At 38.3% G+C, this 23,232-nt stretch carries 20 protein-coding genes; 3 read left to right on the top strand and 17 right to left on the bottom strand.

Going from position 1 to position 23,232, the window contains the following annotated elements; genetic code table 11:
• Positions 1 to 201 precede the first annotated feature (201 nt).
• The 4 genes from JOD28_RS03060 to JOD28_RS03045 all read right to left on the bottom strand — a co-directional run bounded on the left by JOD28_RS03060 (position 202) and on the right by JOD28_RS03045 (position 3,439).
• The gene (locus JOD28_RS03060) at positions 202 to 1,068 is read right to left on the bottom strand and encodes a C40 family peptidase (protein WP_204769416.1); all 867 of its coding nucleotides are present in this window, start codon (positions 1,066 to 1,068) and stop codon (positions 202 to 204) included.
• A 92-nt stretch (positions 1,069 to 1,160) separates the two neighbouring features.
• The gene (locus tag JOD28_RS03055) at positions 1,161 to 1,901 is read right to left on the bottom strand and encodes an amino acid ABC transporter ATP-binding protein (protein WP_204769415.1); all 741 of its coding nucleotides are present in this window, start codon (positions 1,899 to 1,901) and stop codon (positions 1,161 to 1,163) included.
• Entirely contained in the window at positions 1,898 to 2,608 is a 711-nt protein-coding gene (locus JOD28_RS03050) for an amino acid ABC transporter permease (RefSeq protein WP_204769414.1), read from the bottom strand. Before JOD28_RS03050 ends, JOD28_RS03055 begins: the two co-directional genes overlap by 4 nt.
• 12 nt (positions 2,609 to 2,620) lie before the next feature.
• Positions 2,621 to 3,439 (bottom strand): transporter substrate-binding domain-containing protein, encoded by an 819-nt coding sequence (locus tag JOD28_RS03045; RefSeq protein ID WP_204769413.1) that lies wholly within the window; start codon positions 3,437 to 3,439, stop codon positions 2,621 to 2,623.
• 625 nt (positions 3,440 to 4,064) lie between these two features.
• On the opposite strand from JOD28_RS03045, the gene JOD28_RS03040 reads away from it, so the two are divergent.
• Entirely contained in the window at positions 4,065 to 5,423 is a 1,359-nt protein-coding gene (locus JOD28_RS03040) for a Mur ligase family protein (RefSeq protein WP_204769412.1), read from the top strand.
• Positions 5,423 to 6,154 carry a type 1 glutamine amidotransferase gene (locus JOD28_RS03035; protein ID WP_204769411.1) on the top strand — a complete coding sequence of 244 codons (732 nt, stop codon included), beginning with the start codon at positions 5,423 to 5,425 and terminating at the stop codon, positions 6,152 to 6,154. The genes JOD28_RS03040 and JOD28_RS03035 overlap by 1 nt, the downstream gene beginning before the upstream one ends.
• 192 nt (positions 6,155 to 6,346) lie before the next feature.
• On the opposite strand, the gene JOD28_RS03030 is transcribed toward JOD28_RS03035, so the two are convergent.
• Positions 6,347 to 8,020 carry a glycoside hydrolase family 13 protein gene (locus JOD28_RS03030; protein WP_204769410.1) on the bottom strand — a complete coding sequence of 558 codons (1,674 nt, stop codon included), beginning with the start codon at positions 8,018 to 8,020 and terminating at the stop codon, positions 6,347 to 6,349.
• A gap of 10 nt (positions 8,021 to 8,030) precedes the next feature.
• On the bottom strand, positions 8,031 to 9,197 hold the full coding sequence (locus tag JOD28_RS03025) for an MFS transporter (protein ID WP_204769409.1): 1,167 nt from the start codon (positions 9,195 to 9,197) through the stop codon (positions 8,031 to 8,033).
• Between the two features lie 215 nt (positions 9,198 to 9,412).
• On the opposite strand from JOD28_RS03025, the gene JOD28_RS03020 reads away from it, so the two are divergent.
• Positions 9,413 to 10,426 carry a LacI family DNA-binding transcriptional regulator gene (locus JOD28_RS03020; RefSeq protein WP_204769408.1) on the top strand — a complete coding sequence of 338 codons (1,014 nt, stop codon included), beginning with the start codon at positions 9,413 to 9,415 and terminating at the stop codon, positions 10,424 to 10,426.
• Between the two features lie 159 nt (positions 10,427 to 10,585).
• Here the strand turns inward: JOD28_RS03020 and JOD28_RS03015 are convergent, their stop codons facing one another.
• The 11 genes from JOD28_RS03015 to JOD28_RS02965 form a co-directional block, all read right to left on the bottom strand.
• Positions 10,586 to 10,753, bottom strand: a complete 168-nt coding sequence (locus JOD28_RS03015; RefSeq protein WP_204769564.1) for a hypothetical protein — start codon at positions 10,751 to 10,753, stop codon at positions 10,586 to 10,588.
• Between the two features lie 77 nt (positions 10,754 to 10,830).
• A complete protein-coding gene (locus JOD28_RS03010; protein WP_204769559.1) occupies positions 10,831 to 12,675 on the bottom strand; it encodes an APC family permease in 1,845 nt (614 codons plus the stop codon).
• 176 nt (positions 12,676 to 12,851) lie between these two features.
• Entirely contained in the window at positions 12,852 to 13,565 is a 714-nt protein-coding gene (locus JOD28_RS03005) for a gamma-glutamyl-gamma-aminobutyrate hydrolase family protein (protein ID WP_204769407.1), read from the bottom strand.
• 24 nt (positions 13,566 to 13,589) lie between these two features.
• Positions 13,590 to 15,191, bottom strand: a complete 1,602-nt coding sequence (locus tag JOD28_RS03000; RefSeq protein WP_204769406.1) for a peptide ABC transporter substrate-binding protein — start codon at positions 15,189 to 15,191, stop codon at positions 13,590 to 13,592.
• Positions 15,192 to 15,417: 226 nt separating this feature from the next.
• Positions 15,418 to 16,542, bottom strand: coding sequence for a 5-methyltetrahydropteroyltriglutamate--homocysteine S-methyltransferase (locus tag JOD28_RS02995; protein WP_204769405.1), 1,125 nt, complete (start codon positions 16,540 to 16,542; stop codon positions 15,418 to 15,420).
• Positions 16,543 to 16,783: 241 nt separating this feature from the next.
• On the bottom strand, positions 16,784 to 18,073 hold the full coding sequence (locus JOD28_RS02990; RefSeq protein WP_204769404.1) for an O-acetylhomoserine aminocarboxypropyltransferase/cysteine synthase family protein: 1,290 nt from the start codon (positions 18,071 to 18,073) through the stop codon (positions 16,784 to 16,786).
• Positions 18,074 to 18,301: 228 nt separating this feature from the next.
• Positions 18,302 to 18,778, bottom strand: coding sequence for an S-ribosylhomocysteine lyase (locus tag JOD28_RS02985; protein ID WP_204769403.1), 477 nt, complete (start codon positions 18,776 to 18,778; stop codon positions 18,302 to 18,304).
• Positions 18,779 to 18,834: 56 nt separating this feature from the next.
• Entirely contained in the window at positions 18,835 to 19,962 is a 1,128-nt protein-coding gene (locus JOD28_RS02980) for a vitamin B12 independent methionine synthase (protein ID WP_204769558.1), read from the bottom strand.
• A 66-nt stretch (positions 19,963 to 20,028) separates the two neighbouring features.
• Positions 20,029 to 21,168: a trans-sulfuration enzyme family protein gene (locus JOD28_RS02975; RefSeq protein WP_204769402.1), complete on the bottom strand. Its 1,140-nt coding sequence runs from the start codon at positions 21,166 to 21,168 to the stop codon at positions 20,029 to 20,031.
• Positions 21,165 to 22,274: a trans-sulfuration enzyme family protein gene (locus JOD28_RS02970; RefSeq protein WP_204769401.1), complete on the bottom strand. Its 1,110-nt coding sequence runs from the start codon at positions 22,272 to 22,274 to the stop codon at positions 21,165 to 21,167. Before JOD28_RS02970 ends, JOD28_RS02975 begins: the two co-directional genes overlap by 4 nt.
• Entirely contained in the window at positions 22,271 to 23,176 is a 906-nt protein-coding gene (locus JOD28_RS02965) for a homoserine O-acetyltransferase/O-succinyltransferase family protein (RefSeq protein ID WP_204769400.1), read from the bottom strand. The genes JOD28_RS02970 and JOD28_RS02965 overlap by 4 nt, the downstream gene beginning before the upstream one ends.
• Positions 23,177 to 23,232 lie beyond the last annotated feature (56 nt).

Genomic DNA, 23,232 nt, shown 5'->3' with positions numbered 1-23,232 from the left:
TTTGTTATGACTACTTTATTTCGCAAACACCTGCCCTCCTTTATGTTAACTATAAAAATGAAACTGCTACTAACTATTATAGCAATTTTCAACACAACAAAAAACTATAACTATTCACAACAAAAAATAACACGTTTTTAATGATTAGCCTTGCAGGCGGTACCCTCGTTAAAAACATGCCTATTTTATGAGACCAGTAACTTAATCATCAACAACTTGACGGACTGTTCCTGGTTTAAATAATCCTGACCATGTCAATGTTTGCGATGTTTTAGGATTTACCAAATCATTTAAGCGGCTAATAGCGACCCCGTTAGTCGGCGCAGAATCATGCAATATGAAACCATTGCCTAAATAGATCGCAGCATGTAATCGCTCTTCTGAGTAAGTATCTGGTGTCACTAGTACATCGCCACGTTGCATATCAGACCATGCGACAGTAGTGCCAATTTGATTCAATAACGTCGTTGACGCCGCTGATTGAACAACCAAAGGTTGTCCTGCTTGACGATAAAACCACGCGATAAAAGATGAACAATCGAATTCATTATTGGCAATCGATTTTGGCGTTCGCCCACCACCGTAAACGTAGGGGCTTTTCCCGACAAGTGTCATGCCTCCTGCAATTGCCTTCTCGACAACCTTATGATTGCTTATCACAGATGAAGCCGTTTTTTCGTAGGCTAATCTTGTATCACTCACACCATTTTTATCGAAATAGTAACTATTACCAGCAATTTTTTGTAATCCATAAACCATTTCACCTGTCTTGGGCGCAAAATAATAAGTCTTTGTACCAATTGTTTGAAATCCTACTAACTTTTTTTGCGTTGTGTTAGCAATTAAGTAGCGTTTCATGAATATCGTCTTTAACGTGGCTTTTTGCCCAGTGGTTGTGACAAGTGTTTGTGAGGGCGTAATGGTCATTGCCTGAATTGGTTCAATAAATTGCGATAATTGACGGGTATGCGTCATGACTAATATACCGGCTAAGCTACCAATAATCGGAATTACCAGCCACCTACGGTGTTTTTTTCTTAATCGCCTGCTTTTTTTGTGAGATGACATTTATTTTTTTCTCCAAATATGTTCGCTACTCATAGCATATCACAATGGCCCTATATCAACACTAAATGATGTTTGAACGTGACCAATGACTATTAATCTGTCACGACACGTTTATTTAAAAATCTTTGAATACGATCGTCTGTACTATCAAAAAATCCCTCACTGTCGCCATTATAGGTAATTTTACCGCCGTCTAAAAAAACAACACGATCAGCGATCTGACGTGCAAAAATCATGTTGTGTGTCACAATAACTAAAGACTGCCCTTGTTTGGATAACATTTGCAATACTTGTAAAACGTTAGCTTCTGATTCAGGATCTAGTGCCGAAGTTGGTTCGTCTAATAGTATAAAGCTTGGTTTCATAGCAAGAGATCGCGCAATAGCGACGCGTTGTTGCTGACCACCAGATAGCTGTGCTGGGTAATAGGTGGCATAATCAGCGAGACCAACATGCGTTAACAACGTTTCAGCTGTTGCTATTGCCACGTTTTTATCTTGTTTTAACACCGATACAGGTCCCTTAGTGATATTTTGAATAACGGACAGATGGGGAAATAAATTCCAAGTTTGAAAGACCATCGATGTTTTTGAGCGAAAAGTTCGTATTTGTTCACTTGAATAATTTTTATCAAAATCGACATAAGCATCATCAATTGTAATTGCCCCGTGATCTGATTTCTCCAATACATTGAGCGTCCGCAATAGTGTGGACTTTCCAGCCCCTGATGTCCCTAAAATGACAGTCGTTTTGTGATCGTCAAACGTTAAATTAATGTCATTTAATATGTTTTTACCATTGAAAGACTTGTTTAGATTTTCTATTTGGATCATTTTTGTGTCTCCAATTGATTTGTTTGATTAAGATAACGATTAGCACGTTTCTCCAAAAACTTCTGCAGCAATGTTAATAATGTAGAAAAAACTGCATATACAGCAGCTACTAGCGTGTACATTAATAATGGTTCATAATTTTTAGCTGTAATTTGTTGCGTAATTGCAAACATCTCTACAATTGTAATGGTTGATGCTAAAGAAGTATCTTTTACCAAACCAATGAATTCATTTGATAGTGGTGGCAAAGCAATTCGAGCAGCTTGTGGAAAGATGATCTCAAATAATGTTTGTCTAGTCGATAACCCAATTGTTTGCGCTGTTTCCCATTGACTTTTTGGCACTGCATTTAGCGCGGCTCTGACTGTTTCAGAAGCATACGCACCAACATTCAAACTAAAGGCAATAACTGCTGCTGGAAAGGCAGGAATTTCGATCCCTGCACTTGGCAAGCCATAGAAAATAATGAATAGTTGTACCAGCATTGGTGTTGCCCTAAATAGCCAAACATAAAATCTCAAGAAAACATAAACAACACGCCAAATCTCTTTGATTACTGGATTACCTTGGGGTTCTTCACGGCAAATCAATGCTACAATAATAGCAATAACTAAGCCCAAAGCAAAGGATAGTATCGATAAAGTAACCGTATACTGTAAGCCAGCTTTGACAATTTCCGGCAAAGAATCAATAATTATTTTCCACATCTGTCGCGCCCCTTATGGTTTTTTAGTTAAATCAGTACCGAAATACTTAACAGCGAGTGTTTTGACTGTGCCGTCTTTTTTCAAATTCGAAATGGCGCCGTCTACTTTCTTTTGAAGACCCGCATTATTTTTGTTAATTAGTGGTGCTATTTTAGAAGCAGGGCTTGCTGATGTTGGCACTTTAATCGCTTTTACAACTTGCGCATCTCTTGGATTATCTTTAATATAAGTTGCAAAGGCACCTGAATCATTAAAGGCACCTTCAGCGCGTCCTTGTTTAATTAAAGCTACAGAATTGGTGAATTCACTGGAAGATATCGTTTTAGCACCAAATTTTTTAGCAATCACTTCATTATTTGACCCTACAGACTCCGCTAAGACTCTGCCTCTAACGTCTTGATAACTTTTAATATCTGTATTGGTTTTCTTAACAACTAGCACTTCAGATGAATAAAGGTAAGGTGTTGAAAATCGATATTTTACCTGACGTTCTGGTGTCACTGCAACGTCATTTAGTACAATATCAAATTTTTTAGCGCCCACACCGGCAATCAAGCCATCCCAGGCAGTTGGTACAAAGTGTGCTTTCAGTCCTAGTTCTTTAGAAATTTTTTTCCCTAAATCAACTTCAAATCCTTTGAGTTGACCATCTTGTCGGTATGAGAAAGGCGCATATGTGCCTTCCAATCCAATGGTCAACGTCTTTGGTTTAACCAATTTAACTTGTGTATCGGCGGCTGCTTTATTATGATGGGCCGTCGCCGCATAACCACCAACAGCGACGAGGATAACAATCATTCCAGTAATACCATACGTTCTTAATTTTGACATGTTTCTTTACCTTGTTCCTCTGTTTATTTTTGACGTATTTTGTTCAAACGCGTACTGATTATGTTATAATCTCCGCACAATTATTAGACCAATCCACCTCACCTGTTTACTTAATCTTGGCTGAAAGTCCGTTGACAATAAAAATCCCGCAATCTAAATACATAGACTGCGGGACGACAAGTCGTGTTACCACCCGGTTTTCATGAACCAAATCAAAAAGCTCATATCTCAATACCAATCGTCTTAATGATCACTTTTGAAAAGCTAAGCATCATTAAAGGAATTCGTGTCGCTATAACGGGCTTTCCCGTGCAATACTTGCAAACTACCAAAACGCTCATGCATTATTGATAATTGCTCGTAGAACAGTAACTCCAAGACCATTTTCATACCTTTGTGTTGCTTGTTCTCACCCGACACAAACTCTCTTAAATCACGCCTAGTATTACTTATCTTTTCTTCGTTGTGACTATTAAAACAAAAAATTAGTTTTTTGTCAAACTTTTTTAATCTAAATCACTTTAATATTAACAGCGATTTCGTCATAAACAACTTAATATTTAACCAAATGATACCACCATCGGCTCGCTCGTGGTAAAATTATAATCATGAAAGTGGGGACATTATGACACTTAAAAGTACATTTGCACGCATCACGGCCAAAAGCACTTATTGGTTTTTACATGATGTGTTACATCGTGGTGGCACAAGTCTACCTGGTAAAATCGCAGTCGCAATTGATCCAAATATTTTGCAAAGCATCCAGAAAAATTTTGACCTTGTTATTGTAACTGGTACAAACGGAAAAACATTAACAACCGCTCTAATTACACGCGTATTGGAAGCCGGCGGCTATACTGTTATTACAAACCCCTCCGGTTCAAACATGATACAAGGCATCACTGGCACTCTCGTTACCACAAAAATCAAGCCGTCGCCTAATGGTAAAAAACCAATTGCAGTGCTTGAAGTCGATGAGGCAAACGTTGAAAAAATTACTGCCTCAATTGCACCAAAAATGTTTGTATTAACTAACATTTTCCGTGATCAGCTTGATCGTTATGGCGAAATTTACACCACTTATGAAAAAATTATCGCTGGTATCAAACATGCACCTCAAGCAACTGTTTTAGCCAACGGTGATTCACCTATCTTCACACGTGGCGACTTTAGCAACGAACGCCAGTTTTTCGGGTTTAATCATATCTCACCAGAGGATTATTCACCTAGTGCCGCACCAATTAACACGGATGGCATTTTGTCACCTACCGATCACTCAGTGCTTAACTATGATTTTATGACATACGGTAATCTAGGTAAATATTTCAGCACAACAGATTCATTTGCCCGCCCGGCTTTGCGCTATCAAGTCACCAGTGTGGATGAGCTAACACCAAAATACTCAGTTTTCAGTATCGATAACACCCCTTTTAGAATTGAAATTGGCGGTCTGTACAATATATACAATGCGCTCACAGCTTTTGCTGTAGGTCGTGAATTTAATGTTGCCCCAGAACAAATTAAAAAGGCTTTTGAATCAAACGCACAAATTTTTGGTCGCCAAGAAACAATCAACGTTGACGGCAAAGATGTGACGATTGTTTTAATTAAAAATCCTGTTGGCACAAATTCTGTCATTGACATGATGTTAACTGAAAAAAAGGATTTTTCACTATTAACTTTATTAAATGCTAACTATGCTGATGGTATCGATACAAGTTGGATTTGGGATGCTGAGTTTGAAAAGCTGCATGACACAAACATCAAAGCTATTGCCACGGGTGGTGAGCGTTATCAAGACCTTCGTGTTCGCTTAAAAATGGCAGGGTTCTCAGATCAAGCGATTTACGAAGATTTAACGCAAGTCATAAAGGCAATCAAATCATTTCCAACGGATAAAGTATATATTGCGGCCACTTATACAGCAATGTTACAGCTCCGTGAGCAGTTAGGTTCAGCTGGCTATATTAAAGGAGGATTCTAATGGCAGATTACAACATTTCTGTAGCCCACCTTTATGGTGATCTCATGAATACCTATGGTGACTATGGCAATATTATTGCGCTGACCTATTATGCGAAACAAATTGACGTCAACGTCAATTATCACCTTGTTTCTCTCGGAGACACTTTTGTTGATGATACAGTTGATTTTGCCTTACTAGGCGGTGGTCAAGATTATGAAGAAACGATTGTTGCACAAGATTTAGTCACAAAAACTGAACAATTGCGACGGTATATTGAAAATGGTGGTCCTTTACTTGCCATTTGTGGCGGTTTTCAGTTGCTTGGACACTATATGATTATGGCTGATGGCACGAAAGTCAATGGCATTGGTGTGATGGATCATTACACCACGAACATGTATCAAGATGACTTAACAGTGCTAAAAGGGAAACGCCTCACGGGTAATATCGTGATCAAAAATAATGACACTGGCGAAACCTACCATGGTTTTGAAAACCATCAAGGTCGCACATTCTTAGGTCAAGGTGAGCGGGCTTTGGGGACTGTCATTTCTGGCAACGGCAACAACGGTATGGATAATACTGAAGGCGTTATTTATCGAAATGTTTATGGTTCATATTTCCATGGTCCCATTTTCACGCGAAATGGTAATCTAGCAAAACGCGTGTTAGCAACTGCACTATCTCGCAAATATCCTGACGTGGATTGGCATGAAAAGTTAACACACATTGAAACAGAAACATTCTAGTTTAAACCGTCAATGACCAGTTTTTAGACCATTTAAATTATATTTTGTATTGATCAGATAAACTTAATAAAAATTTGGCATTTTCGTACATAAAATAACCCTTAAGGTTTCTATCTTAAGGGTTATTTTTATAGCAGTATATGTCCTAAATACTACATTTCTAAGGCGTTAATCTATTCATTGCTCAAATCATTATTCGAATAAATATACTTGCGTTTCGTATGGTCTGAGCACATTGTTTTTATTATCAGTATAATTACTAATCAATACCTGATTCGCATCATTTTGACCATAATCACGCATAACAGTTTGGTTCGTAAAATTACTCAATACTAACAAAGTTTGACCATTATAATGTCGCCGATAAGCAAATACATCATTATCTTCAGAGTCAATTGCTTCATAATTACCATAAACAATCAATTCATGCTCATGACGTAGTTGAATGAGTTTTTGATAATAATAAAATACAGAATCGTCATCTGCCAAAGCCGCCTCGACATTGATATCGGTATAATTTGGATTGAGATTAAACCAAGGTTTTCCAGTTGTAAAACCAGCGTTTTCTGCACTTGCCCATTGCATCGGTGTGCGTGCATGATCGCGCGACATGGTAGCAAAATAACGCATCATCGTCTCTTTATCGACAATTTTTTCTTCGACAACAAATTGTTGATAGGCATTTAGCGTTTCAATATCTTCATATTGAGAAATATCATCAAGTTTGACATTCGTCATACCAATTTCTTCACCTTGATAAATATATGGTGTGCCTTGTAACATATGTAGCGTCGTACCTAACATTTTGGCTGCTTTTACACGATATTTAGGATCATCTGTTGCAAATCGTGATACAGCACGTGGCTGATCATGATTATTCCAGTACAAGCTATTCCATCCCTTGCCATCTAGACCAATTTGCCATTTAGATAGTGATGCCTTCAGATCAGTCAGTTTAACCTTTGCATCGTTCCATTTTGTTAATCTTTCATCTGGATTGGGTGTTAAGGCAATGTGTTCAAACTGGAACACCATGTTCAGTTCATCGCCCTTCAAATTAGTATATTCCTGTGCCTTTTCAGGTGTCGCACCTGGCATTTCGCCCACAGTCATCACATCATAATGAGACAAAACTTTGCTGTTCATTTCTTGCAAAAATTCGTTCAGACGTGGACCATTAGCAACCGCTGTCGCGTCTGAATAAATAGCATTATCTGGCTTTGGTATATCCGGTAATCCAGCTGTCTTGGATATCAAGTTAATCACATCCATTCGGAACCCATCAATACCTTTATCTAGCCAAAACGTCATTAAATCCCATACCTCATTACGGACAACTGGATTTTCCCAATTTAAATCTGGTTGAACATCGGCAAAAAGATGCAAGAAGTATTGTCCGGTAGCTTCGTCAAATTTCCAAGCTGAACCACTAAAGAAGGACCCCCAATTATTAGGTTCATGTCCATCAACGGGATCATGCCAAATATAATAATCACGATATGGGTTATCTTTTGATTTTTTACTTTCAATGAACCATTGATGCTGATCAGATGTATGGTTAACAACAAGATCCATCATGATTTTTAATCCCAGCTTATGCGCGGTTTCTAGCATCTCATCATATTGTGCCATGGTGCCGTAGGTTGGTTGGATATTTTGACAATCACTTATATCATAACCATTGTCTTTGTTAGGTGAACAATAAATTGGATTTAACCAAATAACATCTGCACCCAATTGTTTAATATAGGGCAGTCGCTGCGTCAGACCACCAATGTCACCAATACCATCACCGTCACTATCCTGAAAACTCATCGGATATACTTGATAAACAACCGCTTCTTGCCACCAATTTTTCTTTGTCATTATTTAATGCCTACACTTTCTTCATTTTGGAAACATGCTTACTAGCCGATTGAAAAGCTAAAATACCGCCAGTCACAACCAATAACACAATAAACATACCGATAAAAGCATTACCACTGATTTTAGCTAGTATACGAACCCCAATTGGACTAATAAACGATCCTAAATTACACCCAATTAGCAAAACCGAATTACCTAACGTTTCCGAACCCGGCGGTGCTATTTTAGACAACAAATTGAATGCATAAGTTCCGGCTAATGGATAAGAAAAGCCACATAATATTGTCCCTAACGATACAATATACAAGTTACCACCCATACTAATGAGTATGGCACCTATCGCCATCAGAAACGTGCCAATAGGTAAAGTCATCTCACTCGCTAATTTATATATGCGTCCAAATAGGAATCCCATTGCCATTCCAGCTAATGTATTCAAAGAAATAATCAAGCTAGCCGCGGTCGCTGAGCCTAAGGCGCCACGAACGATAATATTTGGTATTTGTACAATAATCGCCGTTGAACACATGACCAAGAAGAATAACAACAAGGCTAACAAGATTACTGACCTATTAATCTTTTGATGTGTCTCTTTGCTTTCTTTATCAACTTTAGGTTCTGGTACATATTGCCAAAAAAATATCATAATTGGAAACGCCAAAGCATAAATCAAAAATGCCATATGCCAATTAATCAATAGTAGCAAACCAACCACTAAGTTTAAAATACATACGCCAAGTTGCTCCATTGCAGAACGATTACCCAACATTTGTGCCTTGTCATTGCCGGTAAATAATAGATCAATCACAGTAATTGCTAATGAGTTAAATAGTCCAATACCAACCCCTAATAATAATCTGGATACAAATATTGCTACGAAACTTTGACTAAATACAGGGAATATACCTGCTACACCTGTAATGATTAGACCAATAGAAATAGTCGGTTTAATTCCGATTTTCTTAGCAATGCTACCCGAAATCAACAAAAATAACATGATCGTGAATTGTTGAACCGTAGCAATCATATCAATCATTGCCAATGAAATATTTGGAAAATTCTTGGCCATTAATGGTAAGGCTGCTGACACTGCTGGACCAGTTGTAATAATTAGAGATATTGATAACACCGCATAACGCATCATGCTTGTATGCATTGCGGGTAATGCTTTTTTCATGATCTTTACCTTTCTCAACGTATAATTCGGTAAATCCTTATTTAATGTTACTTAACCAGCGAACATGTTCTCATATCAATTGGTGTAAACGTTTACATAAAATACTATAACATCTTTATGCAAACGTTTGCAATACTCGATATTTTTTTGTTTTACTATTTTGTAGATTTACTCTATAGTTGAAGTAACGAATCTAAAATAATCCAGGTAAACCTATGGCTACGACAATAAAAGATATTGCCCGCATTGCAGGCGTTTCTCCATCGACAGTTTCACGTATTTTATCCAATAAGAAAACACTATCTAGTGGCTATGCGCCTGAAACAATTTCTAAAATTAATCAAATTGCTAAAGATCTCAATTATCGAAAAAATCGTTCAGCAATTGAATTGGTCACCAAAACAAGCCAAGTATTAGGTATTATCTTACCTGCCAGCCCAACTAATTTCGCACAAGAAATTATTGCTGGCATTCAAAAAGTTGCTTCCTTACATGACATAGATGTTATTATCGCCTATGCTGGTGAAGATAGCGAACTTTTACAAATGCAAGCACTCAAAACAATATCTGAAAGAAGTGTCAGAGGTATACTTTTATTGGGCATCACACTAAGTGCAACTAATGCGCAATTTTTGCGTGCCTCAGATATTCCCTATATTTTTTTATCTGTTGCCCAACCTGAACCAGATCTACCTTTCATTGCATCAAATGATTTTGATATTGGCTATCAGGCAACGAATTATCTAATTATGCACGGTCATAGAGAAATTGCATTTGTTGGTGCAGATATCCCATCATGTGTCGGCCAATTAAGACTTGACGGCTATCGGCAAGCTTTAAAAGATCACCAGATTGCCTACCGTGCCGACTATGTCATACCTGGTAATTGGCTTTATGAAGATGGTATTCAGGCAATGAATATGCTCGAAAAACTACCTCATTTAACTGCCGTCGTAGCTGGAAGTGATTTAGTTGCTGCCGGCGTAATTAATCGTGCACGACAACTGCATCATCATATTCCTTCCGATTTATCAATTATTGGCATTGATGGCACAGCACTCTGTGACATTATTTATCCCCAGTTAACAAGTATTCAACAATCCTTTTATGAAATGGGTGTTAAAGGTACCGAACAATTAATACGGCAAGCAAATATTACCAGTTCCTATACGCCGATTTGTACGAAAAAAGGCGGCAGTGTTGCAACAAGAAATAAACAAAATGAATAATTTACCAATACCCAATTCAGTTACCTAGTTGCCGGGTTTATAATAAGCCAAGCTTGGCATCAATATATTCCACATAAACAAAATGCCCCAAAAGTTGTTTTAACTTTTGGGGCATTTTGTTAGAAAAGTGCATTTTAACTAGTCTAAATGCAAAAATAGTTATTTGCTTTTTTGATTTTCTAGTTGCTCATTCCGCTTGGCTTGTTTAACTTTATTTACCTCGCGATGATACCAACGGATAATAACAACTAGACCAATTGTTGAAATCAGCATGGCAATCACGACCCAAATGAAGAATAACATTAATTTTGTATCTTGTGACATCATTTTAAACACGCATATGCTGATTGACCAAACACAACGCTTTCTCCTTTACATTAATTGTCGTACTGTTCTCACAGATTTTACTCTGACAAATGATAATAGTACGTTGAAACAGATATATCTTTACGTGCCGCAAAAGCCGTACGTAGACGTAACGAATTTTGGTTATGCAAAATATTTTGCCATGGCTTTTTCGGTACAAACTGTGGCACAAGTACGGTAACCGAATGGTTACGTTTCTCAGCTTGTTTAACAACAGCATCAACAAAGCTCAGAGCGGGTTTTACAATGGAACGATAAGATGAATGAATATCGACATATCTAACATCTGGAAAATCGATTTTAAATTGGGTTGATGTTTCCAACTCTTTTTTAGGATTAACATCGAAACTGACATGCATTGCGACCACGTAGTCGCCTATCGATAACGCATAATCCACCGCTTCCGTGGTAACTTTTGTCACATTAGACACCAAAACAATGACGGTTGATCCCTCATAATGATGACGAACCGCATGATCATTCTTAGCATATGCTAAACGCAATTGACGGGCAATGCTTGTATAATGGCGCTTAATCTTTAAGAACATGTACATCACAACTGGCATAATTAATAAGTAGGGCCAAACGTGCTCAATTCTTGTAGCAAATAAAGTTATCACTAACACCGCCGAAATAAAAGCACCCACAAAATTAATCACTGCCTTCACGAACCATCGCTTAGGCTTCTTGCGCCACCAATGAATAATCATGCCTGATTGCGATAATGTAAAAGGCACAAAAACACCCACAGCATACAAAGGAATGAGGGCATCTGTTGACCCATGAAAAATGAGTAATAAGACAATCGCACCAAAAGCTAATGATAAAATACCATTAGAATAACCTAAACGGTCGCCTTTATCCATATATAAATGTGGTAAATATTTATCCCGTGCTAAATTCAAAGCTAGCATTGGAAAAGCAGAGAAACCAGTATTAGCAGCGACCGCTAAAATAAGTGCCGTAGCAAGCTGGATTGTATAAAAGCCAACACCGTGACCGCCAAAAGTAATCGCCGCAATTTGGGATAAGACTGTTGAATGACTATTTGGCGTGATACCGTACCAATAGCTCAAAAAAGTAATTCCACCAAAAAATGTCGCCAAAATAATGGCCATTGTTGATAAGGTTGCAGCTGCATGTGTTTCTTTGGGTACCTTGAAATTTGGCACCGCATTAGAAATTGCTTCAACACCTGTCAGTGACGATGAACCACTTGAAAAGGCACGCATGAATAGGACAAAAGATAGCCCAGAAAAGCTTGTGCCGACTCTAGCCGCAGCATGATAAGGTAATTGACCCGTTAACGCTTGGAAAACACCCCACAAAATCATAACTGCTAGTACAACAACAAAGAAATAAACCGGAAACATCAAAAAATTAGCACTTTCACGCAACCCACGTAAGTTCATGCCAGTTAACAAAATGACAATAATAATGGATAGTGGGACAACAAATCGTTGTAGCATCGGTGCAGCAGCTGTAATCGCATCAGATGCCGCTGAAGCTGATACCGCAACCGTTAACATATAGTCAACCAATAACGAGCCGCCAGCCACAAGGCCGGCTTTAGAACCCCAATTTTCACTTGCTACGGCATACGCGCCACCACCTGATGGATAGGCATGAATAATTTGTCGATAACTCAAAACAATGGCAGCTAATAAAACCAAAACTAAAATTGCAATTGGCAGCTGTAACCATAATGCGACAGCGCCCGCAGCTAGTAGCGCGGTGGTAATTGATTCTGTTCCATATGCAACAGATGATAGCGCATCGGAAGATAGTAACGCCAAAGCTTTTGTCTTAGTCAATGATTGGCCACCCTCATCTAGTGTTTTGAGTGGTTTGCCAATTAATATTTTCTTAATGTATTGAAACATTTTATTCTCCAAAGTAATTAAGCGCTTAATTTTTAAAATTACCTGATACATCATTCAATTTTAAGTGTGCTCGCATACATTTCTAAAAACATATTCTATATTACTCATCACATTGTACGCTACTTTAATCAGTAAAAAAAGCCGTCAATATAACGACTTTGTGACAAATATCATGTTCAAACTAATGCAACAAATCGGTCAAATATCTTTTGTGATTCTGGTTCCGCCATTAGAAGCATTTCTGGGTGCCACTGAACACCATAAATTTGGCGTTTGTCGTCTGAAAAAGCCTCAATCACACCATCGGAACTCACTGCATCTAAAACCAATCCAGACGCAAAATCTTTGATCGCTTGATGATGAAACGTATTCACGAGTGACTTTGGCGATATGACATCACTCAACCAATTACGACGTTGCCAACGTAATTGATGCGTTGGTGTTGACCATTTTGTTGGATACTGATTATGCTTAACCGCTAAGCCTTGATACTGGCTAGCTAAATCTTGATATAACGTGCCACCCAAGGCGACATTGATCACTTGTGCGCCACGGCAGATGCCAAAAATTGGCTTGCCGACGCGAATCATCTCTTTCACCAAAGCCAATTCAAACGCATCACGGTGCCGATCAATTTCACCAATTTCTGGAATAGGTTCTTCACCATAATAATCCGGTGACACATCTTGGCCACCTGCTAATACTAAAGCATCAATGGTCGCTACATAGTCTACTGCTAATTCTGGTTGGCTGATTGGTAAAATAATAGGTAAGGCGCCTGCTTCCGTAATACCAGTAATATAGTTTTTTTGAATATAATTAACATAGTTCGTACCAAACTTAGGATTAGCATGTACGGCATGGTTACCAGCGACACCAATTTTTTTCATCGTCAACTCCTTGAATCTTACTATTTACTCGGCGTATTTATAATTTTGATAACCAACAACTGGATAGTTAAGATGGCGTACTTTTTTATTTAACAAGTGAACATTTGAAACTTGATATAGCGGTGTGACACCGTTAAGATCGTTATTTAATTCAGCTGCTTTTTTCTCTAGGCTATAGCGTTTATCGTTTGCTTCACCTTGATTATTAATTTGATCAATTAAACTATCATACGCCTTATTCTGCCACTTTGTAAAGTTAATTGCACCACCTGAGTAGGCTGTATCTAAAAAGTCGATGGGATCGTTATAATCTGTTGACCAGCTCAACGTCCCTGCTTGGAAATTACGATTATTAAATGCAGATATTTCAGCATTTAAAGGCATTCTATTTAATTCAATTGTCACATCTGGTAGGACTGTCTCAATCCGTTGTTTCAAATAAACACCAAGTGATTTGTAGGCATCTGTATCAGCCATATTCAAAGTTAATTTAAGCTTCTTTTCGCCAATTTCACTTTGTGCTTGTTTCAAATAATCTTGTGCTTTTTTCTTATCAAAAGGCAGATCTAATCCATGATTCAGATCTTTACCCGCTACCGTGACTTCACCACTTGGAATAATAGATTTAGCAGCTGTTGAGCCATCTGACAAGGTTTGTTTTGCCAGCACATCACGATCAATTGCATAGCTAATAGCCCGCTTAAAGTTAGTGTTACTAGCTATTTTGTCCGTAGAATTCCAAACGATAAAGACAACACGCCCCTTTTGTTTAGATTGGATATCAGCTGCATTCGTCTTTTTCAGATCAGTCAGAACGCTACCAGATATTTCCGCTTCATCCACTTTACCAGACAAATACTGTTTACTTGCCAATGTTGCATCTGTCACAACAGTTGTTTTGATAGTTTGGTAGTGTACGTTTTTCGCATCAGCATAATGGGGGTTTTTCTCAAACTGCCAAGTCGTTGCAGATTGATTCCATTTCTTAATTTGATAAGCACCATTGGAAACAGTTGTTGCTGCCGTTTGCCCATATTTTTTGCCATATTCTTTGACTTTATCTGTGTTAATTGGATACAACTGATTAGCTAATATGAAGTTGAAGTATGGTACTGGATGTGACAACGTGATTTCAACTGTTTTAGCATCTGGTGCTTTAATGCCTAGCGTATTAATATTGGCGCCTTGCTTTCGAATAGCATCATAACCTGCCAAATCCTTAAAATGATTCGAACGTGTTGATTTAGAAGCTGGATCAACCTGTCGTTTTGCAGAAGCTACAAAATCGTTAGCCGTTACTTTAGTCCCATCAGACCATTTTTGGTTAGCCTTTAATTTGATACGATAAACCGTATTATTTTTTGTTGGCTTGACAATTTTATCTGCAGCACCTGCAACAATACCACCCTTTTCGTCCATCGTATAAAGTCCTTGCAGTGTCTGTGTCTCGGCCCAATTAGAACCGACATCATCTGCGAAATTAGGATCTAAGGTTGTGATTGTGTTCTGGACTGTCACATTTAGTGTTTTACCTGTAGCATTTTTTGGCTTATTATTTAATATACTAAAGCCACCGACTAGTACAACAACTGCTAAAATCGCCCCAATAGTTAATTTTTTATTCATATTTTTTGAACCCCTCGTTTAAGTTATTTACGCTTACTGTAATTATAAAGCCCACACATCAAATCAGATGTGTGGCACTGCGTAACTAACTCGTATCAACTCAGCGATTCAAATCACCCGAACAAACATCAAATTAATTATACATACTTATAATCTACAAATTTTATGTTACTGACTTGTTAACGGTGGTTAATTACTCGGTTACCGATCACCAATCAAGCTATTACTATCCCCATACTGTCTTTTGAATATCACGAACCAAGGCTAACTTCTCCCATTGCTGTGCTTCCGTGATCACATTTCCTTCTTCTGTCGAAGCAAAACCACACTGCGTTGACAACCATAAACGGTCAAGTGGTAAGTACTTGGCAGCTTCGTGGATACGGTCAATAATGACTTGTTTATCTTCTAAAACACCTGATTTTGTAGTGATCAACCCAAGTACAACGCGTTTGTCTCCAGACACCTTGACCAATGGCTCAAAACCACCAGCACGTTCTGAATCATATTCCAAGAAATAAGTTGATACATTTTCTTGTCCAAATAATTCGTCAGCAACTTTATCATAACCACCGGCAGCAGCCCAGTCTGAATGATAATTACCACGGCAAACGTGTGTATTGATAGTTAAGTCTTCTGGCAAATTTTCTATCGCCCCGTTATTTAAATCAACATATATCTTTTTAAGTTCGTTAACGTCAAATCCTGCACCAGCCATCGTTTCCCAGAAGTTAGGATCTACTAACATCCCCCAAGTACAATCATCTAATTGCACAATACGCGCACCAGCTTCATATAATGCCAAAATTTCTTCGTGATAAACGCGCTTGATGTCCTGATATAAATCATCGACTGAATCATAGAAACGAGAAATGCTCTCAGCATTCACACCTCGGAATAATTCAGCATAAAATTGTGAGGGTGACGGAATCGTAATTTTGGCTTCGACACCTTTTTCATCGGCCACAGCCTTCAAAAACTTAAAATGTTTGATAAATGGGTGTGTTGATGCATTAAATCCCAAACGGCCATTTAATCGTGCAGAATCATCACGTGTTTCTTCATGGGCAAATTGGTATCCTTCACCATAATTGAATTGTTCTACACCATCAAATCCCCAAAAATTATCTAAATGCCAATACGAACGGCGAAATTCACCATCAGTCACAACATCTAATCCAGCAGCAACTTGCTGATCTACAAGCCGCGAAATGGTTTGATTTTCAACTTCTTCTAGTGCATCATGTGTTATTTTTCCTGATTCAAAATTTGCACGTGCTTGCTTTAATTCAGCTGGACGCAAGAATGAACCAACGTGTTGGAATCCTATTTTTTTAAGTGTTGTTGTCATGCGTGTTCTCCTAATTTTTTAACTTATTACTATTTTTTCAAATGCAATATATCATTTACAATAACAATTTCTGGCTTTCAAAGCACCAAACCATGGTTAACCAACTTCATCCACAGCACCACTACTCTTTAAAAAAACAGCGGTAACAAGTTTATCAGCATGTAAATAATAAACATTTTGACAATTAACAATCATCGCTTTTCCTCTCACGGTTTAAAAAATAACACAAAATCACAGTTAGTTACACTTTATCTAGCGCTGATGATAGTGCTTCAATCAAATCGTCAACATTCTCAATACCAATTGAGACACGAATAAGATCTGATGAGATACCCGCAGCAGAAAGTTGTTCTTCACTAAGCTGCGCATGGGTTGTTGATTTTGGATGAATGATCAATGATTTAGCATCCCCAACATTAGCAAGTAACGAGAAAATATCCAAATGATTAATCAGTGTCTTGGCACCTTCTTCACCTTGTTTGAGACCGAATGTGAAAATAGAACCGACCCCTTTTTCAAAATACTTATCAGCCAGTACTTTGTAAGGTGAATCTGATAATTCTGGATAACTGACCCAGGCTACTTTCTCATGATTATTGAGAAAGGCTACAATTTTACGGGCATTTTCAACGTGTCTCTCAATACGTAATGATAATGTTTCCAAGCCTTGCAAAAGATAGAATGCTGACTGTGGTGATAGTGTTGCACCAGTATCCCGCAAATACTCTGCTCGTATTTTTGTTACAAACGCACCAGGACCAAGATCAGACCATACCAAACCATTATACGATGCTGTTGGGTTAACAAAGTCAGGATAACGACCAGATGCGACGTAATCGAAGTCACCTTTTTCAATCACAACACCACCTAATGTTGTACCGTGCCCACCAATGAACTTCGTTGCAGAATGTACAACCACATCAATACCGTGTGCCAATGGTTGCGTCAGAAATGGTGTTGCAAAAGTTGAATCAACAATCGAAATAATACCGTGCTTTTTGGCAATCGCAGCCACAGCTTCAAAATCAATAATATTGATTTTAGGATTGCCTAGACTTTCAAAGAAAATCACCTTTGTATTTTCTTGAATCGCATCTTCAAAGTTTTTTGGTTCATCTGGGTCAACAAATGTGGTTTCAATACCTAATTTTTTCAGTGTCTCTGAAAAAAGTTCTACTGTCCCACCATACAAAGTTGAAGCAGCAACAATATGGTCACCACTACCAGCAACATTTAAAATTGCAGCGGTAACTGCTGCAGCGCCAGATGCCAAAGAAATAGCTGCTGCACCACCCTCTAGTGCAACAATACGTGTTTCAAAAACAGTATTTGTTGGATTGGTCAAGCGACCGTAGATGTTACCAGCATCTGTTAATGCAAAACGTCCCGCTGCTTGTTTGGTATCTGAAAAAACATAAGCAGCTGTTTGATAGATTGGTGTCACACGTGCACCAGTAGCAGAATCTGGCTCTTCTTGCCCTGCATGCAGTTGGCGTGTTTCAAAAGCGTATTGTTTATTTAATTTTGTCATATTCTAACCTATTTTCTATGCGTTACTTTTCCTAAAATACACGGCTACAAGGGATACAAACACATTCGACACCAAACTAACCCTGCACCTAAAAGCGTACTGAGTGCTCGTGTAATGTCAAAAAAACGTTGTGGGGTTATTTTTTGCATCGTAACGTTCTCCTTCTTTAAAATTATGTACGGCGCAAAAACATCTGCGCCCTGTTCAATATGATCACTTGATTATTTTTTAGACAACTTTTCTTTCAAAAGCATCGCTAGAAATACCTTGGGCTAGAATGATCTTGGCCCATTCTTTAGCAGAATGTAGACTGTGATCTTTAAAGTTCCCACAACTTTCAATCTCAGCAGCAGGTACTTCGGTTACCTCATCACTCACGATCTTTTCTAGTACTTTTTTAAATACCTTGGCCAATGTTTCGGCATCGTAATTCACCCATGAAATGACATGGAAACCTGTACGACATCCAAATGGTGAAATATCAATAATACCGTCAATTTCATCACGAACCAAGCCTGCAAATAAGTGTTCCAAAGTGTGTAAACCACCTGTTTCAATTGCTGTTTCATTGGGTTGTGTCAAACGCAAATCGTAATTCGTAATATTGCCACCTTGAGGCCCATTTTGAGATTCAATCACACGCACATAAGGTGCCTTAACTTTTGTATGGTCTAATGTAAAACTTTCAACAACTGTTTCTGTCATGATTTTTCTCCTTTTTTTAATCACTAAATTCTTACTATTTTTGGTCCTGCTGTGCTTTAAGCCAAGTACTTATCAGCAATTTTTTTAACCAACCTTAGCTTTTGCCACTGGTCTGGTATCGTCAATACATTCCCCTCTTCTGTTGAAGAAAAACCACACTGCGTTGATAATGCCAAATTTTGGACTGGCACGTATTGCTCCGCATCATGTATACGATTGGCTACATCAGTTTCATCTTCCAAATCAGCCGACTTTGATGTGAGTAAACCAAGTACAATTTCGACATTCTGACGATTATTCCAAATAGCTGCTAAAGGTTGAAAATCACCAGAGCGCGCATCGTCATACTCTAGGAAAAAACCGTCATAATTCAATTGTCCCAGATATTTGGCAACTGGCTCGTAGCTACCCTCAAACAAATACGTTGATTTAAAATTGCCACGGCAAATATGAGTTGAAATTTTTAAATCATCTGGTAAACCAGCCAATGCTTTATTAATGACGTAAACATCATCTGCCGCAGTTTTTTCATATTCAGCATACGCAACTGGATTATCCTTGTTTTTATTTAATTGTGCAATTAAGTAAGCCCAAGTCGTGTCGTCTAGTTGAATATATCGCGCACCTAAATCATAAAAATGTTGTAACGTTTCATGATAGGCTTGTGCTAAATCATCTAAAAAGTCAGACCATTGTTCATAATACTTTGACCACAAATCAGAACGATGATCACGGTTAATGATCAAAGACGGTGATGGTATGGTTTGTTTAACTTCGATACCGTCGGGTACAATTGACTTCAGGTACGTAAAGTCATCAAAGAACGGATGTTTCAAATTAGCATGTACGGTACCATTTAAACGCACATTTGTTGTTCGTGTCTTAGCACCTTGGAAATGATACGAATCCTCTTGTTCATAAAATTCAAAGCCACCAAGTTGACCTAGAAAATCTAAATGCCACCATGAACGATTGAATTCACCATCTGTCACCGCAAGTAGCCCGGCTTTGACTTGTTCATCAACAACTTTTTTAATCTCGCTATGTTGCACTTCTAGTAAAGCATCGTGATCTATATTTCCTTTTGAGAATGCCTCGCGTGCTAATTTTAAACGTTCCGGACGTAAATATGATCCAACGTGATCAAAATGGTAATGTAACTTTGTCTGAATGGTTTCTGTCATGATTATTTTGTATGCTTGATCATCTGATTCAGCATACATTTCTCCTTTCCCTCTTACAGTATATTCTTAAATTAAAGCCAACGCTTGTGTTAAATCAGCAATGAGGTCGTCTGCATCTTCTAAACCAACGGAAAATCTTAGTAACCCTGGCGTAATACCAGTATCATGCAATTCATCTGCATTTAATTCTGCATGGCTCATTTTGGGTGGATAACTAATAATGGTTTCTACTGCGCCTAAACTCACTGAGAAAATAGGTATTTTTAACGCCTCGACTACTGCTTTAGCCTTGTCTTCTGAGCCGACATCAAAGCTCAAAACTGCCCCACCTGACTTTGACTGGCTGGCATGAATATCATGCCCTGGGTGACTAGCTAATCCTGGATATAACACACGTTCTACTTTATCATGTGTTGACAGGTAATTGGCTATCTTTTGTGCTGATTGGCTGGATTGCGTCATGCGTACACCCAATGTCTTAATACCTCGTAACAACAGCCACGTATCAAACACGCCTAGCGTTGCACCAACTGCATTTTGCATAAAATAAATTTTTTCAGCCAAATTAGCATTATTAGTTACAGCAACACCCGCTAAAATATCAGAATGTCCTGACAAAAATTTTGTAGCTGAGTGAACAACAATATCAACACCTAGGTCCAATGGTTTTTGTAAAAATGGTGACATAAATGTGTTATCTGCAATTGTAATTAAATGATTTGCCTTTGCCAGCGCAACAACTGCTCGAATATCGGTTATTTTTAATACTGGATTAGAGGGCGTTTCAATGTAAAGTGCTTTTGTCTCTGGTTTAATCGCCGCTTGAATGGCATCTGGATTGCTAAAATCAACGAGGTCGTGTGTAATTCCCCATCGTGGTAATACGTCAGATAATATCCGAAAAGTGCCACCATATACATGTTTGCTAACCACAATATGATCTCCAGCAGATAATGTAAATAAGACACTACTGATTGCAGCCATCCCCGTACTAAATAAGTAGCCATGTTGACCATGCTCTAACTTTGCAACAGCCTGTTCACCTGACTCTCGAGTCGGATTACCAGAACGTGCGTAGTCGAAGTGACCAAAATTATCAAAATCAGGTTGATTAAACGTTGAACTTAACTGAATTGGTGTATTGACCGCACCAGACAAGGGATCATGAGTTGTCGCTGCTTGAATTATATCTGTCCAATCGCTCATTTTTTAGCTCCCCCTATAGCTTGTGTCAAATCATGTAACAAGTCTTCTTTATCTTCTAAACCAGCGCTGACACGAATTAATTGATCTGTAATGCCCAAAGCAAGGCGTTGCTCTTGACTCATGTCATGGTGTGTTTGTACTGCGGGGATAGTTATCAGTGTTTCTGGTCCACCCAAACTCTCCGCAAATGATGCAATATGTAGGCCTTTCAAGAAAGCATCAACATCATAATCATCTTCTAAATAAAAGCTAATCATGCCCCCAACACCCGCATAGTTAAGATGTGATACACCGCTAACATCCCCTAATTTTTCTGCTAAATAATGACCATTTTCATTATGACGTGTCATACGTAGATGCAAGGTTTTTAAGCTGCGTAGTAGTAGCCATGAACTAAACGAATCTAATACTTGACCACTTGTTACTAAGGCTTTTTCTAATCGTGCTGCTAATTCATCATCTCCTGCAATCGCTGTGCCAGCTAAAATATCATTATGGCCGCCAAGGTACTTGGTTGCCGAATGTACGACAATATCTGCACCTAATTTCAATGGTTGTTGAAAAATGGGTGTCAAAAACGTGTTATCAACAGCGATAATAATATTTGGACTTTTTGCCTTTAGCACCTCACTTATTTGTTGAATATCAAATAGTTTCATCATAGGATTTGAAGGCGTCTCTAACCAAACCAATTTTGTTTTTGGTTGGATTTTCTCTAAGAAATCATCTAAATTACTACAGGCATCGTAACTGACACCTCTTTGTGTCACAAGTCCGTCAAAATAACGATAGGTGCCACCATAAAGATCATCACTTGTTAGAAAATGGTCTCCTGTTTCGAGTACTGTGGAGAAAACTAAATCAATGGCAGACATGCCTGAGCTGGTTGCAAAGGCCTGCACGCCATGCTCTAGAACCGCTAACTGTTCTTCTAAAATCTGTCGCGTGGGCGTATTCAAACGTGCATAATCAAAGCCCGTCGATTCCCCTAATCCTGGATGACGATAAGCCGTTGAAAAGTATAGTGGGCTAACAACGGCGCCCGTTTTTGTATCATCCGTTCCATTACCACCTTGCGCTAGAATCGTGTCTATTTTGTTAGTCATACTGTTTTTTCTCCTTCATAAATATGATTTAATGCTGGTAATAAATCAACAACTTCAGTTCGTTGCGTCCCAGCTATCAATAATTTTCCCCAATTAAGAAATATTTTTTCAGCACTTTGTCGCCAAGAATTATTTGGTTGACCATCAACATAGTAGTTTTCTGGCCGTTGTGTATGAGCATCCTTTTTGATATCACGTTGATATTCATCCTCTAATGTCGTGGTATCATATTCCAAATGCCCTGTAATATAAGTTGATTGGTTGCGCTCATCACGTAAAATGAATGCACCAACTGTATCATTTCCTGCTACCTTTAAACGACGCGCAACGCCCTCATTTGGGATAGTAAAGTAACGTGAATGTGGCATGGTGATTTGTGTTAAATCTGCGGTTAATTGACTACGTTGGTTTAAAATGTGATCCACATGGTAAACACCATATATTTTTTTGACACTGCGCCTCACAGGAAAGTTACGTTCAATATATCCAGCACCATAAGCTGCCCAGCAAGTAAACAAATTTTCTTTGACGTGTGTCTTTCGCCATGTCAATAATTGTTGAAATTCTTGCCAATAATCAATTTCTTCAAATTTCACACGATCAACTGGTGCACCTGTAACAATGAGCCCATCATATGATTTTTGCCAAATATCATCAAACGTATCGTAATTTTCTTTAATGATCTCAGCATCATTTTTGATATGGTGGGTCGCTGGAATAACAAACGTCACACGTACATTGACCGATAATTTTGTGAGTAATTGTGCAAATTGTCTTTCTGTCTGTAAGCGGTTAGGCATGAGATTAACCACCAAAACATTGAGGGTTGGTTGTAATAATTTAAAATCGCCCAATGTCAATTGTTCACGTTTTAATAGGCCGTTTTGTAATATGACGCTCATTTTTCCCTTACCCTCCTTAATCTTATCGTTCAATATTTTATGAAAACAAAAAACGT

Source organism: Leuconostoc rapi, assembly GCF_016908715.1.
Taxonomy (GTDB): Bacteria; Bacillota; Bacilli; order Lactobacillales; family Lactobacillaceae; genus Leuconostoc; species Leuconostoc rapi.
This window is presented reverse-complemented; position numbering and strand designations above follow the sequence as displayed.

Bases quoted from the DNA above. Each gene is read 5' to 3' on its own strand.
- JOD28_RS03060 (WP_204769416.1), bottom strand. From the start codon at position 1,068: ATGTCATCTCACAAAAAAAGCAGGCGATTAAGAAAAAAACACCGTAGG.
- JOD28_RS03055 (WP_204769415.1), bottom strand. From the start codon at position 1,901: ATGATCCAAATAGAAAATCTAAACAAGTCTTTCAATGGTAAAAACATA.
- JOD28_RS03050 (WP_204769414.1), bottom strand. From the start codon at position 2,608: ATGTGGAAAATAATTATTGATTCTTTGCCGGAAATTGTCAAAGCTGGC.
- JOD28_RS03045 (WP_204769413.1), bottom strand. From the start codon at position 3,439: ATGTCAAAATTAAGAACGTATGGTATTACTGGAATGATTGTTATCCTC.
- JOD28_RS03040 (WP_204769412.1), top strand. From the start codon at position 4,065: ATGACACTTAAAAGTACATTTGCACGCATCACGGCCAAAAGCACTTAT.
- JOD28_RS03035 (WP_204769411.1), top strand. From the start codon at position 5,423: ATGGCAGATTACAACATTTCTGTAGCCCACCTTTATGGTGATCTCATG.
- JOD28_RS03030 (WP_204769410.1), bottom strand. From the start codon at position 8,020: ATGACAAAGAAAAATTGGTGGCAAGAAGCGGTTGTTTATCAAGTATAT.
- JOD28_RS03025 (WP_204769409.1), bottom strand. From the start codon at position 9,197: ATGAAAAAAGCATTACCCGCAATGCATACAAGCATGATGCGTTATGCG.
- JOD28_RS03020 (WP_204769408.1), top strand. From the start codon at position 9,413: ATGGCTACGACAATAAAAGATATTGCCCGCATTGCAGGCGTTTCTCCA.
- JOD28_RS03015 (WP_204769564.1), bottom strand. From the start codon at position 10,753: ATGATGTCACAAGATACAAAATTAATGTTATTCTTCATTTGGGTCGTG.
- JOD28_RS03010 (WP_204769559.1), bottom strand. From the start codon at position 12,675: ATGTTTCAATACATTAAGAAAATATTAATTGGCAAACCACTCAAAACA.
- JOD28_RS03005 (WP_204769407.1), bottom strand. From the start codon at position 13,565: ATGAAAAAAATTGGTGTCGCTGGTAACCATGCCGTACATGCTAATCCT.
- JOD28_RS03000 (WP_204769406.1), bottom strand. From the start codon at position 15,191: ATGAATAAAAAATTAACTATTGGGGCGATTTTAGCAGTTGTTGTACTA.
- JOD28_RS02995 (WP_204769405.1), bottom strand. From the start codon at position 16,542: ATGACAACAACACTTAAAAAAATAGGATTCCAACACGTTGGTTCATTC.
- JOD28_RS02990 (WP_204769404.1), bottom strand. From the start codon at position 18,073: ATGACAAAATTAAATAAACAATACGCTTTTGAAACACGCCAACTGCAT.
- JOD28_RS02985 (WP_204769403.1), bottom strand. From the start codon at position 18,778: ATGACAGAAACAGTTGTTGAAAGTTTTACATTAGACCATACAAAAGTT.
- JOD28_RS02980 (WP_204769558.1), bottom strand. From the start codon at position 19,962: ATGACAGAAACCATTCAGACAAAGTTACATTACCATTTTGATCACGTT.
- JOD28_RS02975 (WP_204769402.1), bottom strand. From the start codon at position 21,168: ATGAGCGATTGGACAGATATAATTCAAGCAGCGACAACTCATGATCCC.
- JOD28_RS02970 (WP_204769401.1), bottom strand. From the start codon at position 22,274: ATGACTAACAAAATAGACACGATTCTAGCGCAAGGTGGTAATGGAACG.
- JOD28_RS02965 (WP_204769400.1), bottom strand. From the start codon at position 23,176: ATGAGCGTCATATTACAAAACGGCCTATTAAAACGTGAACAATTGACA.